The 13,282-nt window shown below is 69.6% G+C and carries 11 protein-coding genes; 8 read left to right on the plus strand and 3 right to left on the minus strand.

All coding sequences use genetic code 11. The features are described from left to right. Positions 1-29 precede the first annotated feature (29 nt). On the plus strand, positions 30-284 hold the full coding sequence (locus ACGFJ2_RS10795) for a hypothetical protein (RefSeq protein ID WP_393466910.1): 255 nt from the start codon (positions 30-32) through the stop codon (positions 282-284). A gap of 54 nt (positions 285-338) precedes the next feature. On the opposite strand, the gene ACGFJ2_RS10800 is transcribed toward ACGFJ2_RS10795, so the two are convergent. After that, the gene (locus tag ACGFJ2_RS10800) at positions 339-833 is read right to left on the minus strand and encodes an Lrp/AsnC family transcriptional regulator (RefSeq protein ID WP_225290547.1); all 495 of its coding nucleotides are present in this window, start codon (positions 831-833) and stop codon (positions 339-341) included. Positions 834-1,098: 265 nt separating this feature from the next. On the opposite strand from ACGFJ2_RS10800, the gene ACGFJ2_RS10805 reads away from it, so the two are divergent. The 7 genes from ACGFJ2_RS10805 (at position 1,099) to ACGFJ2_RS10835 (ending at position 8,884) form a co-directional block, all read left to right on the plus strand. Further along, positions 1,099-2,532 (plus strand): gamma-aminobutyraldehyde dehydrogenase, encoded by a 1,434-nt coding sequence (locus tag ACGFJ2_RS10805; RefSeq protein WP_357943019.1) that lies wholly within the window; start codon positions 1,099-1,101, stop codon positions 2,530-2,532. Between the two features lie 15 nt (positions 2,533-2,547). Beyond that, the gene (locus ACGFJ2_RS10810; RefSeq protein ID WP_357943021.1) at positions 2,548-3,615 is read left to right on the plus strand and encodes an ABC transporter ATP-binding protein; all 1,068 of its coding nucleotides are present in this window, start codon (positions 2,548-2,550) and stop codon (positions 3,613-3,615) included. Positions 3,616-3,654: 39 nt separating this feature from the next. Then, positions 3,655-4,848 carry a spermidine/putrescine ABC transporter substrate-binding protein gene (locus tag ACGFJ2_RS10815; protein ID WP_357943023.1) on the plus strand — a complete coding sequence of 398 codons (1,194 nt, stop codon included), beginning with the start codon at positions 3,655-3,657 and terminating at the stop codon, positions 4,846-4,848. A 3-nt stretch (positions 4,849-4,851) separates the two neighbouring features. Continuing rightward, complete coding sequence (locus tag ACGFJ2_RS10820) at positions 4,852-5,703, plus strand: ABC transporter permease (RefSeq protein ID WP_357943024.1); 852 nt, start codon at positions 4,852-4,854, stop codon at positions 5,701-5,703. Further along, positions 5,700-6,485, plus strand: coding sequence for an ABC transporter permease (locus ACGFJ2_RS10825; RefSeq protein ID WP_357943026.1), 786 nt, complete (start codon positions 5,700-5,702; stop codon positions 6,483-6,485). The genes ACGFJ2_RS10820 and ACGFJ2_RS10825 overlap by 4 nt, the downstream gene beginning before the upstream one ends. Positions 6,486-6,534: 49 nt before the next feature. Further along, positions 6,535-7,929, plus strand: a complete 1,395-nt coding sequence (locus ACGFJ2_RS10830) for an NAD(P)/FAD-dependent oxidoreductase (RefSeq protein ID WP_393466917.1) — start codon at positions 6,535-6,537, stop codon at positions 7,927-7,929. An 82-nt stretch (positions 7,930-8,011) separates the two neighbouring features. Continuing rightward, positions 8,012-8,884, plus strand: coding sequence for an alpha/beta hydrolase (locus ACGFJ2_RS10835; protein ID WP_393466920.1), 873 nt, complete (start codon positions 8,012-8,014; stop codon positions 8,882-8,884). A 3-nt stretch (positions 8,885-8,887) separates the two neighbouring features. Here ACGFJ2_RS10835 and ACGFJ2_RS10840 read toward each other — a convergent pair whose 3' ends face one another. Together ACGFJ2_RS10840 and ACGFJ2_RS10845 are read right to left on the minus strand one after the other, a co-directional pair. Then, positions 8,888-10,408: an MFS transporter gene (locus ACGFJ2_RS10840; protein WP_393466923.1), complete on the minus strand. Its 1,521-nt coding sequence runs from the start codon at positions 10,406-10,408 to the stop codon at positions 8,888-8,890. A gap of 35 nt (positions 10,409-10,443) precedes the next feature. Further along, positions 10,444-13,263, minus strand: a complete 2,820-nt coding sequence (locus ACGFJ2_RS10845) for a BTAD domain-containing putative transcriptional regulator (protein WP_393466926.1) — start codon at positions 13,261-13,263, stop codon at positions 10,444-10,446. Positions 13,264-13,282 lie beyond the last annotated feature (19 nt).

The raw sequence follows: 13,282 nt of genomic DNA on the forward strand, positions 1-13,282 counted from the left end.
CTCTCTACTAGGAGGCGTGCGCCCAGAGTTTGATCGCCGAGGGATACGCCGAGGCGATCGCCCAGGGGTATCCCGAGGGGATGGCCAAGAGGTACGCCAGGAGATACGCCGAGGGCGTGACCAAGGGGATGGTCAAGGGGCTCCTCAGGGTGCTCGCGGCCTGCGAGATCGTGTTGTCCGACAGCGACCGCGAGCACATCACGACCTGCGATGACGCCGCACAGCTCGAGCTGTGGCTGAAGCGGGCGGCTCTGATCTCCACGGCAGAGGAACTCTTCGCCTGACCCGCAGCCGAACGATGACTTGAGGCGGGCGTACAGACCCCGCCTCCAGTCAGCTCAGCGCGTCCCCCACGAGTAAGTCTGCTTACGCAGCTTCAAGTACACGAACGACTCGGTGGCCCGCACGGCCGGGATGGCCCGGATCTTGCTGAGGATCTCCAGCAGGTGCCCGTCGCCCTCGCACACCACCTCGACGATCACGTCGAAGGACCCGGCCGTCAGCACGACATAGTCGATCTCGTCGATCGCCGCCAGTTCGTCCGCGACCGACTCCAGGTCGCCCTCGCAGTTCACCCCGATCATCGCCTGCCGTGGGAAGCCGAGCGTCAGGGGGTCCGTCACCGCGACGATCTGCATCACCCCGGCCTCCTGCAGGCGCTGCACCCGCTGCCGGACCGCCGCCTCCGACAGGCCCACGGCCTTGCCGATCGCCGCGTACGGCATGCGCCCGTCGCTCTGCAGCTGTTCGATGATCTGCTTGGAGAGATCGTCGAGCACGAACGGCCCAGAGGGCGCGTCACTGTTGCGTCGTACGCGGGGCGGCGTGGACATTGCGAGGATCCTCCTAGCGGTCCGGCGTTGCGGGCGCATTCCCGCGGTGTTGCCGTCCTGGTGCGACATGGTGTCAGTTCTGATCGCTCTGTCAAGCGAATTCGTAGCAATTTGGTATATTCGCCACGAAATCCCTTGTCGTGAGGCGTGTGCTCTGTAAGAGTCTCGGCATCTCAGCCACCTCACCAGGAGGTCATATGACCGAGCTTGTCGAGGTCATCCATAGGCACAGCACCTTGGTCAGGCGACCGACGAAGGAGAGCGCATGACGACCCGTCTGCAGAACTTCATCAACGGTGAGTATGTGGACGCCAAGAGCGGCCGATTCTCCGATGTCATCGACCCCTGCACGGGCGAGGCCTATCTGCAGGCCCCGATCTCGGGCAGCGAGGACGTCGACACCGCCTACGCCGCCGCGGCTGCCGCGTTCGAGTCATGGGGCCGGACCACCCCGGGCGAGCGGGCTAACCTGCTGCTCAAGGTGGCCGACGCCATCGACGCCCGCGCCGACGAGATCAACGAGGCGGAGTGCCTGAACACCGGCAAGCCGCGGGCGCGCATGGCCGAGGACGAGACCCCGGTCGCATCCGATCACTTCCGCTTCTTCGCCGGCGCCGCCCGTACGCTGGAAGGCCCCACTGCGGGCGAGTTCCTCGCCGAGCACACCAGCGTGATCAGGCACGAGCCGATCGGCGTGATCGGGCAGGTCACGCCGTGGAACTACCCGATGATGATGGCGGTCTGGAAGATCGCCCCGGCGCTGGCCGCCGGCAACACGATCGTGCTCAAGCCGTCCGACACCACCCCGGCCTCCACGCTCAAGCTGGCCGAGATCCTCGGCGAGGTGCTGCCCGCCGGCGTCTTCAACGTGGTCACAGGTGACCGGGAGACCGGCGCGCTCGTCGTGGGCCATCCGACCGCGGCCATGGTCGCCATCACCGGCTCCGTCGGCGCCGGCATGTCGGTGGCCAAGACCGCCGCCGACGACCTCAAGCGGGTGCACCTGGAGCTCGGCGGCAAGGCGCCCGTCGTGGTCTTCGAGGACGTCAAGGACCTGCGCAAGGCCGCCGGCGACATCGCCACCGCGGGCCTGTACAACGCGGGCCAGGACTGTACGGCCGCGTGCCGCGTACTGGTCCACGAGAGCGTGCACGACGAGTTCGTCGCCGCGCTGACCGAGGCCGCCGCCGGCACCGTGACCGGTGACCTGTCCAACGACGAGGCGCTGTACGGCCCCCTCAACAACGAGAACCAGCTGGCCAGGGTGCAGGGCTTCATCGAGCGCGTCCCGGCGCACGCCAAGGTGCTCACCGGTGGTCACCGCGTCGGCGAGAAGGGGTACTTCTTCGCCCCCACGATCGTCGACGGGCTCAAGCAGGACGACGAGATGGTGCAGAACGAGGTGTTCGGCCCGGTCATCACTGTCCAGACCTTTTCCGACGAGGCCGACGCGCTGACCAAGGCCAACGACGTCAGGTACGGCCTGAGCGGCTCCGTCTGGACCTCCGACCACGGCCGCGCCATGCGCATGTCCAACAGGCTCGACTTCGGCGTGGTCTGGGTGAACACGCACATCCCGTTCGTGTCGGAGATGCCGCACGGCGGCTTCAAGCACTCGGGCTACGGCAAGGATCTCTCGGTGTTCGGTCTGCATGACTACACCCGGGTCAAGCACGTCATGCACTACATCGGCGACTAAGGACTGTGCCGGGACATGGCCGAGTTGAACGCGATCGAACTGGATGACGTCGTCAAGGAGTACCTCTCGCACGGCGAGGTCGTCCAGGCCGTGAAGGGCATAACGCTGGGCATCGCCGAGGGGGAGTTCTTCTCGCTCCTTGGCCCGTCCGGGTGCGGCAAGACCACGACCATGCGGATGGTCGCGGGGTTCGAGGACCCCTCGCGTGGCGTGGTCAGGCTGCACGGCAAGGACGTGACGGATGTCCCGCCGAACAAGCGTGACGTGAACATGGTTTTCCAGTCCTACGCGCTGTTCCCGCACATGAGCGTGTGGGACAACGTGGCGTTCGGGCTCAAGCAGCGCAAGGTGCCGCAGCAGGAGATCAGGCAGCGCGTCGGCGAGATCTTGGAGATCGTCGATCTCACCGGCCGGGAGAAGCGCCGGCCGCGCGAGATGTCCGGCGGCCAGCAGCAGCGGGTGGCGCTGGCCCGCGCCCTGGTCAACAAGCCGCGGGCGCTCCTGCTCGACGAGCCGCTCGGCGCGCTCGACCTCAAGCTCCGCCAGGCCATGCAGATCGAGCTCAAGCGCATCCAGCGCGAGGTCGGCATCACGTTCGTGTACGTGACGCACGACCAGGGCGAGGCGCTCACCATGAGCGACCGGATCGCGGTCATGAACGACGGCCTGGTCGAGCAGCTGGCCGGGCCGCGCGAGATCTACGAGCGGCCCGCGACGGCGTTCGTGGCCGGGTTCATCGGCACCTCCAACCTGCTGGCGGGCACGGCGGCCGGCGGCGTGCTGACCGTCGGCGGCGGCCGGGTGCTGGTGCCCGAGCGGAACGGTCAGGTCACCGTGACCGTCCGGCCGGAGAAGATCACCATCTCGACGGAGCAGCCCGACGGCGACGTCAGCGCCGTGCCCGGCACCGTGGCCGAGGTGGTCTACCTGGGGACCTACAACAGTTACGCCGTGAGCCTCGCCGACGGGGCCGAGATCACGGTGTTCCAGCAGAACGCGCTCGACTCGACGACCACCGCGGAGCGGGGCGATCCCGTCTGGCTGTCGTGGAGGGCGCAGCACTCTTATGCGATCGGAAGTTGATTCATGGACCCCTCGATCAACCCAGCCCTCCTGAGGGGCATGACCCAAGCCCGTACCCGTCGAGACGCCTTCAGGATCGCCGGTCTGTCCGCCGCCGGGCTCGCCCTGGCCGCCTGCGGCGTGCAGGGCAAGAAGGCGGCGCCGCCCAAGGCCGACGCCGTCAAGGAGTTCTGGGCCAAGCAGACCAAGCACGGCCGCGTGGTCTTCGCCAACTGGCCCGAGTACATGCCCGAGGACCAGGCGCCGCTGAAGAAGTTCCAGCAGGCCACCGGCATCTCGTACGAGTACAAGGAGGTCATCCAGGAGAACGCCGAGTTCTTCGGCAAGGCCGACCCCGTGCTCAGGGCGGGCCAGTCGCTCGGCTTCGACATCGTCGTGATGACCAACGGCGTCCAGCTCCAGCACATGATCGACCTGGGCTACGTCACGGCGCTCGACCACTCGCAGATGCCGAACTTCCTGGCCAACGTCGGTGACAAGTACAAGGATCGCGCCTACGACCCCGGCAACGTCTACACGATGCCGTACACGTCGGGTGTGACGGGGATCGCCTACAACACCAAGTACGTCAAGGACGAGCCCAAGAGCATCGAGGCGCTCTTCGATCCGAAGTACAAGGGCCGGGTCGGCATGATGAGCGACGCGCAGGAGATCGCCAACTTCGGCATGTTCGCCCTGGGCCTGGACCCGGAGAAGTCGACCGAGGCCGACTGGCAGAAGGCCGGGGCGAAGCTCAAGGCCCAACGCGACGCCGGAATTGTCCGGAAATATTACGACCAGAGCTATATCGATGCCGTGTCCAAGGGCGACGTCTGGATCAGCATGGCCTGGTCGGGCGACGTCTTCCAGCGGCAGCTCGCCGGTGAGCCGGTCAAGTTCGTCGTGCCCGAGGAGGGCGGCACGATCTGGACCGACAACATGCTCATCCCCAAGAACGCCGCCAACCCGCTCGACGCGCTCATCCTCATGGACTACCTCTACCAGCCGGCCGTCGCCGCCGAACTGGATGAGTTCATCCAGTACGTCACGCCGGTGCCGGCCGTACAGGATCTGCTGCGCGAGAAGGCCGGGAAGGCGACGGGCGAGGCGAAGAAGTCGCTGGAGGACATGGTCGACAGCCCGCTGATGTTCCCGTCGGAGGCCGACTACGCCAAGCTGCGCACCTACACCAAATTGAGCACCAAGCAGGAGCAGGTGTTCAACCCGATCTTCCAGTCGATCACGCAGGCGTAGCCGATGAGGCGGCTCACCCCCTATCTGCTGGCGCTGCCGAGCTGGATGTGGCTGGGAATCTTCCTGGTCGTGCCGATGGCCGCGATGGCGTCGGTGTCGTTGCAGACGGGCAACGCGATCGACGGCTTCGCCATGACGTTCAGCTTCTCCAACTACACCGACGCGCTCAGCCGCTACAGCCCGCAGCTCCTGCGCTCCCTCCTGTACGGCGGGCTCGCCACGGTGGCGATGCTGGTCATCGGCTATCCCGTGGCGTACTGGATCGCCTTCAAGGGCGGCGCGCGCAAGTCGATGTACCTGTTCCTGCTGCTGCTGCCGTTCTTCGTGTCGTTCGTGCTGCGGACGATCTCGTGGGGCTTCCTGCTGGCCGACGACGGCGTCCTGTTCGGCCCGCTGAAGAGCTGGGGCGTGCTGCCCGTCGGCTTCCACGTGCTGGCCACGACGTTCGCGGTGGTGGGCGGCCTGACCTACAACTTCCTGCCGTTCATGATCCTGCCGATCTACGTGGCGCTGGAGCGCGTCGATCCGCGGGTCATCGAGGCGGCCTACGACCTGTACGCCTCGCGCACGGCGGCCTTCCGCCGGGTGGTGCTGCCGCTGTCGCTGCCGGGGGTGTTCGCCGGGGTGCTGATGACGTTCGTGCCCGCCACGGCGGACCCCGTCAACGCGCAGATCCTCGGCGGCACGTCCAACACGATGATCGGCAACATCATCCAGACCGAGTATCTGACGAACCTCGACTACCCGACGGCCTCGGCACTGTCGTTCACGCTGATGGCCGTGCTGCTCGTGGGCATCTTCATCTACGCCAAAGCGCTCGGCACCGAGAACGTCCTAGAGGCGGCGGCGCGATGAGGGGCCGCGGGCTCGGGGACCGGCTGCTGCACGTCTACACCTGGCTGATCATCGTCTGGCTGTCGTCGCCGATCGCCGTGATGATCCTTTTCGGGTTCAACGACAAGAAGAGCAAGTCGAACACCACCTGGCAGGGCTTCACCCTCAAGTGGTACGGCCAGCTCTTCGACATCTCCGACCTGACCGTCGCGCTGCGCAACTCGCTGGTGATCGCCCTGGTCAGCACGCTCATCACGGTCGTGATCGGCACCATGCTGGGACTGGCCATCGGCCGCTACCGCTTCCGGGGCCAGGGGGTGACGAACTTCCTGGTGTTCGCCGCGATCTCGACGCCCGAGCTGGTCATGGGGGCGTCACTGCTGTCGCTGTTCGTCTCGGGCAACGTGCCGCGCGACGCGAACACGATCATCGTCTCGCACGTGCTGTTCTCGCTGTCGTTCGTCGTCGTCACCGTACGGGCCAGGGTGATCGTGCTGGATCCGGCGCTGGAGGAGGCGGCCAAGGATCTCGGGGCGACCAGCTGGGGGACCTTCCGGCAGGTGACGCTGCCGTCGATCCTGCCGGGCGTGCTGGCCGGGGCGATGCTGTCGTTCGCGCTGTCGATCGACGACTACGTGGTGACCAGCTTCGTCAACGGCTCCACCGTCACCTTCCCGCTGTGGATCGTCGGGTCCGTCAAGACCGGCATCCCGCCGCAGGTCAACGTCATGGGTACGCTGATCTTCGGCGTCGGGGTACTGATCGCCATCGCCACCTCGGTCACGGCTCGCCGTCGTGCCTGAAAATTCCTGACGAACATTGTGAAGAAGACACTGTGGGGAAGTGGAATGTGTGGATCCGCTGAAGGCGCTTGCTGACGCGGAGCGCAAGCCGTACTGGCTGGACAATCCGGCCAGACCGGAGCCGCGACCGCGGCTCTTCGGAGACACCAGCGCCGACCTCGTCGTGGTCGGCGGCGGCTTCACGGGGCTGTGGACCGCCCTGCTGGCCAAGGAACGCGACCCTGACCAGGACGTCGTCCTACTCGAAGGCCGCAGGATCGGCTGGGCGGCCTCCGGCCGCAACGGCGGTTTCTGCATGGCGACCCTCACCCACGGCCTGCCCAACGGCCTCGAACGCTGGCCCGACGAGATCGACCGGCTCGAACGCCTCGGCGTGGCCAATCTCGACGAGATCGAGCGGACGCTGGAGCGCTACGGCATCGACTGCTCCTTCGAGCGCACCGGCGAGCTGAACGTCGCCACCGAGCCATGGCAGCTCGACGCGCTCAACGAGCACCTCGATCTCGTCTCCGAGCTCGGCCTCGACTACGTGCCACTCGACCAGGACCAGGTCCGGGCCGAGGTGAACTCGCCCACCTACCTTGGCGGGCTCTGGGACCGCAGCGGCTGCGCCATGCTCGACCCCGCCCGGCTGGCCTGGGGGCTGCGCGAGGCCTGCGTGTCGCTCGGCGTCCGGGTCTATGAGCGCAGCCCGGTCCGCTCGCTGGTCGACGACGGCGTCACGATCAGCCTGCGCACCCCGCACGGCGTCGCCACCGGCCGCCGCGTCGCGCTCGGCACCGGCGTGTTCCCGCCGCTGCTGCGGCGGCTCAAGCACTTCGTGGTGCCGGTGTACGACTACGCGCTCATGACCGAGCCGCTGACCGAGGCGCAGCTCGCCGAGGTGGGCTGGCGCAACCGGCAGGGCGTCGGCGACGGGGCCAACCAGTTCCACTACTACCGGCTGACCGACGACAACCGTGTCCTGTGGGGCGGCTACGACGCCGTCTACTACAACGGCGGCCTGGTCAAGCCGGAGTACGACCAGCGCGACGAGACGTTCGTGAAACTGGCCGGGCACTTCGCCACCACGTTCCCGCAGCTCGCCGACGTGCGCTTCACGCACCGCTGGGGCGGCGTGATCGACACCTGCAGCCGCTTCAGCGCCTTCTACGGCCAGGCGCACGCCGGCCGGCTGGCCTACGCCGTCGGCTACACCGGCATGGGCGTCGGTGCCACCCGCTTCGGCGCGAACGTGATGCTCGACCTGCTTTCGGGCGAGCGTACCGAGCGGACCGACCTGCGGATGGTACGCGAGAAGCCGATCCCGTTCCCGCCGGAGCCGGTGCGGTCCGGGGTGATCCAGTTCACCCGGTGGTCGATCGCGCAGGCCGACCAGCACGAGGGCAGGCGCAACCTCTGGCTGCGCGCACTCGACCGGATGGGCCTCGGCTTCGACTCATAACCAGCCGAAGACTCATGACCCGGCCCAAGGCTCATAACCCGCCAAAGACCGATAATCCATCAGAAGGCGAGATCATGGACATATGAGGGTTGAGTTCACCGCTGACGGGATCGTGCTGGCCGGGGACCTGCGGGTGCCCGAGGGAGCGGGCCCGTGGCCGGGTCTGGTGTTCACCGGACCCTTCACCGGGGTGCGTGACCAGGTCACCGGGCGCTACGCGGAGCGGCTGACCGCGCGGGGCTATGCGACGCTGGCCTTCGACCACCGCAACTGGGGCGAGTCCGGCGGAGAGCCGCGCCGCCACGAGGACCCGCAGGGCAAGCTGGGCGACCTGCGGGCCGCGGTGTCGCTGCTGCGGGCGCGACCCGAGGTGGACGCGGCGCGGATCGGCGCGGTCGGCATCTGCCTGGGCGGGGGATACGCGCTGCGGTTCGCCGCCTTCGATCCCCGGGTGAAGGTCTTCGCCGGGATCGCCGGGGCGTACAACAACCCCTACGCGATGCGCTCGGGCATGGACTACCCGGCGGCCCTGACCTCGTTCACCGAGGTGCTGGAGCGTCAGGACCTCGGCGGCCCGGTGGAATACCTGCCCGCCGTGGCGCAGGAGGGCGAGGCGGCCATGCCCGGCGACGAGCCGTACGCCTACTACGGTGGCGCGCGCGGCGCGTCGGCGACCTGGGCGAACGAGGTCACCCGGGCCAGTGTCCGCGAGCTGATCACCATGGACAACGTGATGGGCGCCGACTTCCTGTCGCCCAAACCGGCGCTGATCGTGCACGGCGTGGTGGACCGGTTCTGCTCGCCGGAGGGCGCGGAGGAGGCGTTCCGGCGGCTCGACCAGCCCAAGAAGCTCGTCTGGGTCGACGCCAAGCAGCACATCGACCTCTACGACCAGGAGCCGTACGTCACTCTGGCCGTCGACGCGACAGCGGACTTCCTGCGCGAGCACCTGTGAACGTCAGACTCTGGCCGTCTCGGACACGGTCTCGGGAATGACCTTGGGCACGCCGCGCAGCCCCACCAGCGCGAGCACCGCCACCACGGCCAGCATCGCCGCGGTGGCCAGCGCCGTGACCTGGACGGCCTCGACGTAGGCGACCCGGGCCGCCTCGATGAGCTGCCCGGCCTGGGCCGCGGGCAGCGTCTGGGCCGTGTGCAGCGCGCCCGCGATCGACTCCCTGGCGGCCTCGTCCGGCACTCCGGCGGGCAGGCGCAGGCCGGCGCTGTAGGAGCTGTTCAGCAGGGTGCCCAGGATGGCGATGCCCAGCGCCCCGCCCAGCTCGAACGCCGTCTCCGACACCGCGGCCGCCGCCCCGGCCCGCTCCTTGGGCGCGGTGGCCAGCACGTTGTCGTGGTTGACGGTGAAGGCGAACCCGATCCCGATCCCGCTGAGGAACTGCGGAGCGAGTATGGCGAGCAGGCTCGTGTCGAGCCCGAACGTGCTGTAGCAGAGGAACGCGCCCGCGGCCAGCGCCAGGCCGAGCGCCACGACGCCGTTCCTACCCAGGAGCCCGATGACCCGGCCCGCCAGCATGCCGCTGATCGCGCCGCTGAGCCCGCCCGGCAGGCTCGCCAGCCCGGACTGAAGCGGCGTCCAGCCGAGCACGAGCTGGAAGTACCAGGCGGACATCAGCGACATGGCGGTCATCGTGAAGATCGCCAGCAGGTTGGTGCCGATCGACGCGCTGAAGGCCCGGTTCCTGAACAGCCGCACGTCGATCAGCGGCTCCGCCAGCCTGGTCTGGCGCCACCCGAACAGCCCCAGGCACGCCACGCCCAGCACGGCCGCCACCGGCACGCCGACGTTCCCGAACCCCTGGTGGGCCGCCTCCTTGATCGCGTAGATGGCCGTCACGATGCCGACGAAGGAGAGTGCCACGCTCGGCAGGTCGACGCGGCCGGCGTCGGGGTTGCGTGACTCCGGCAGTACGAGAACGCCGCCGACCAGCACCAGCGCCATGATCGGCACGTTGATCAGGAAGACCGAGCCCCACCAGAAATGGTCGAGCAGCAGCCCGCCGATGACCGGCCCCACGGCGAATCCGGCGGCGCTCATCCCACTCCAGAGGCCGACGGCGGCGGTCCGCTCTCCGGGATCGGTGAAGACGTTCCGGAGGATCGACAGCGTCGACGGCATGATCGTCGCCCCGGCCACGCCGAGCAGCGCCCTGGCCGCGATGAGCAGCTCCGGATTGGGGGCGTAGGCGGTCACCGCCGAGGCGACCCCGAACGCGGCGGCGCCGATGAGCAGCAGGCGCTTGCGGCCGACGCGGTCGCCGAGATTGCCCATGGTGACGAGCAGGCCCGCGAGCGCGAAGCCGTATATGTCGCCGATCCACAGGAGCTGCGTGGCGTTCGCGCCGAGGTCGCCGACCAGCCTGGGCAGGGCCAGGTGCAGGACTGTCATATCGAGCGAGAGGAGGAGGCTGGCCAGGCACGCGACGGCCAGACAGGACCATTTGCTGTTGATGGTGCGCATGCGGACCACCATGTTCGGAGGCGCTGACCGATCGCCTACCGCTCGCTGACGATCTCCCCGAGCTCGGTCAACCCGGCCTGGATGCGGGCGCGGACCTCTCCCGCGCTGTACCAGTCGCCAGGGCACTCGGCCAGGGCCTGCTCCATGAGCGCGCGGGCCTCGTCGCGGTCGCCGCGGAGCATCGCCAGCTCGCCCAGCCCCACGTGCGCCCTGGCCATCGTGTCACCCGAGCCGATCCGGCGGGCCATCTCGGCGGCCCGCAGATAGTCGACCCGCGCCCCGTCGAGGTCGCCCAGCCGGGCCACGGAGTCGGCGCGCAGGCACAGGCACTCGGCCATGTCCGCCTTCGCGCCCAGCTCCCCGGACGTCCGCAGCCCCTGGTCGGCCAGGTCGCGCGAGGCCGCGTAGTCACCCTGCTCATAGGCCAGCTCGCCGAGCCCGCCGAGCGCCAGCGTGGCGCCCCAGCGTTCACCGAGGGCCTGGAAGGCGGTCAGCGACAGCTCGAACTCGGCCCTGGCCTCGTCGCCACGGCCGATGATCTGCAGCATGAACGCGAAGCCGCAGTGCGCCAAGGCCCGTGACCAGGGCGGCAGGGTGTCGGAGTGGTGGGCCACCAGCTTCTGGAGGCTCTCGTAGTCGTCGGGCGGGCCGGTGAACATCGACAGCATCATCGTCAGGGACTCCAGCCGCGTCGGCAGGTAGGCGATCGGCAGCAGGCGGCGGAGCTTGTCCAGCCGGGCACGCAGCTCGTCGCCCGGCTGCCTGCCCCAGGCCGCGACCAGCACGCACATGGCGTACTCCTCTTCGAGGCCCTCGGGAGGGGTGCTGCCCATATCGGCGATCAGCCCGTCGGCCAGGTTCGCGCTGGTGCCCCGGTGGCCGCGCATCCACCAGTAGTAGGCGGAGTGGGCGAGGATCCGCAGGCCCAGCTCCTGCCGGCCGGTCTCGGCCGACCAGCGCACGGCGGCGGCCAGGTTGTCGCTCTCCTCGTCCAGGCGCGCCAGCCACTCCAGCTGCTCGGCCTTGCGCATGTGGCCGTCCGCCTCGACGGCCAGCGCCAGGTAGCAGTCGGCGTGCGCCTCGCGCACCACCTCCGTCTCGCCCGACTCCGCGAGCTTCTCGGCGCAGAACGCCCGGATCGTCTCCATCATCCAGTAGCGGCCGTCCACGGCCTCGACCAGCGACTTCTCCGCCAGCGAGAACAGCACCTCCTCCGGCAGCCCGCACACCCGCTCCGCGGAATCGGGCGTGGCACCGCCCACGAACACCGTCAGCCGCCTGGCCATCCGCTGCTCCCGCTCGTCGAGCAGGTCCCAGCTCCACGCCACGACCGCGCGGAGCGTCTGGTGCCTGGGCAGGGCCGTACGGCTGCCGCGGGCCAGCAACCGGAAGCGGTCGTCGAGCCGCGCCGCCACGTCGCCGACCGACATCGTGCGCAGCCGCGCGGCCGCCAGTTCGATCGCGAGCGGCAGCCCGTCGAGCGCCCGGCAGATGCCGGCCACCTGGGCCAGGTTCGTCTCGTCGACCGGCTGCCGGACCGCGGCCGCCCGGTCGGCGAACAGCCGGACGGCGGGGTAGTCGAGGGGGTTCGCGGCGTCGGGCGGCGGCAGCCGCAGCGGCGCCACGGGCAGCAGGGACTCGCCGGTGATGCCCAGGGCCTCGCGGCTGGTCGCCAGCACCCGCAGCGCGGGGCAGGAGGCCAGCAGCAGGTCGGTCAGCTCGGCCGCGGCCGCGACGAGGTGCTCGCAGTTGTCGAGCACCAGCAGCAGCGCGCGGTCGGCGAGCGCGGCGAGCAGGCGGGCCACGGGATCGACGGCGGGCCGGTCGTGGCCGGACAGCCGGGTGTCACGGATGTCGAGCGCCGCCAGCACCGCCTTCGGCACGTCGGCGGGGTCGGTGACGGGCGCGAGCTGCACGACGCAGACGTCACCGGTGGTCCGCTCGGCGGCCTCCATCGCGAGCCGGGTCTTGCCCGCCCCGCCCGGTCCGATGAGCGTGACGAGCCTGGCCGCCTCCAGTTGGGCGCCCACCTGGCGCAGCTCCTCGGCCCTGCCGACGAAGCTGGTGAGCTGGGCGCGCAGGCCCTGCCTGCTCACGGCCGCCACTGTGGTCGCCACTGTGGTCGCCAGCGAAGGGTCGGCCCTGAGCACGGCTAAGTGCGCCGCGGCCAGCTCGGCTCCCGGCTCGACGCCCAGCTCCTCGTCGAGGATCCGCCGGGCGTCGGCGTAGGCGGTCAACGCCTCGGCCTGCCTGCCGCTGCCGTACAGGGCCCGCATGAGCTGGGCCCGCATCCGCTCGCGCAGCGGGTGGGCGGCCGTGAGCCGCCGCAGCTCGGCGACCAGCTCGCGATGGGCGCCCAGCTCCAGATCGGCCTGGACACGGTCCTCGACGGCGGCCAGGCGCAGCTCCTCCAGCCCGGCGGCGGCCGCCTCCGCGTGCGGGGCGTCGGACAGCGGCGCGCCTCGCCACAGGGCCAGCGCCTCGCGCAGCAGTGACGTCGCGCGGCGGGGGTCGCCCGCGCCGAGGGCGAGCCGGCCGTCACCGGCCAGCCGCTCGAACCGGTGCGCGTCGACGTCCTGCGGGTCCGCCGCCAGCCGGTAACCCGCCGGGTGGAACTCCACCCGGTCCTTGCCCAGCGCCCGGCGCAGCCTCGACACCTGCGCCTGCAGCGCGTTGGCCACGCCCTCGGGCGGCTGCGGGCCGTACAGGGCGGCGGCCAGCCGCTCGGTGCCGACGACCCGGCCCGCGTCGAGCGCCAGCAGCGTGAGCAGCCCCCGCACCCGGGGGCCGCCGAGCGCGACCGGCTCGCCGTCCTCACCCAGCGCCCGGGCCGGGCCGAGGATTTCGAAGCGCATGCCTCGATTATCGCGGCCC

Source organism: Nonomuraea sp. NPDC049028 (assembly GCF_043197735.1).
GTDB lineage: Bacteria > Actinomycetota > Actinomycetes > Streptosporangiales > Streptosporangiaceae > Nonomuraea.

What these genes read in the sequence shown, in the direction of transcription:
- ACGFJ2_RS10800 (WP_225290547.1), bottom strand. Translation starts at nt 833, where the DNA reads ATGTCCACGCCGCCCCGCGTACGACGCAACAGTGACGCGCCCTCTGGG.
- ACGFJ2_RS10805 (WP_357943019.1), top strand. Translation starts at nt 1,099, where the DNA reads ATGACGACCCGTCTGCAGAACTTCATCAACGGTGAGTATGTGGACGCC.
- ACGFJ2_RS10810 (WP_357943021.1), top strand. Translation starts at nt 2,548, where the DNA reads ATGGCCGAGTTGAACGCGATCGAACTGGATGACGTCGTCAAGGAGTAC.
- ACGFJ2_RS10815 (WP_357943023.1), top strand. Translation starts at nt 3,655, where the DNA reads ATGACCCAAGCCCGTACCCGTCGAGACGCCTTCAGGATCGCCGGTCTG.
- ACGFJ2_RS10820 (WP_357943024.1), top strand. Translation starts at nt 4,852, where the DNA reads ATGAGGCGGCTCACCCCCTATCTGCTGGCGCTGCCGAGCTGGATGTGG.
- ACGFJ2_RS10825 (WP_357943026.1), top strand. Translation starts at nt 5,700, where the DNA reads ATGAGGGGCCGCGGGCTCGGGGACCGGCTGCTGCACGTCTACACCTGG.
- ACGFJ2_RS10835 (WP_393466920.1), top strand. Translation starts at nt 8,012, where the DNA reads ATGAGGGTTGAGTTCACCGCTGACGGGATCGTGCTGGCCGGGGACCTG.
- ACGFJ2_RS10840 (WP_393466923.1), bottom strand. Translation starts at nt 10,408, where the DNA reads ATGCGCACCATCAACAGCAAATGGTCCTGTCTGGCCGTCGCGTGCCTG.
- ACGFJ2_RS10845 (WP_393466926.1), bottom strand. Translation starts at nt 13,263, where the DNA reads ATGCGCTTCGAAATCCTCGGCCCGGCCCGGGCGCTGGGTGAGGACGGC.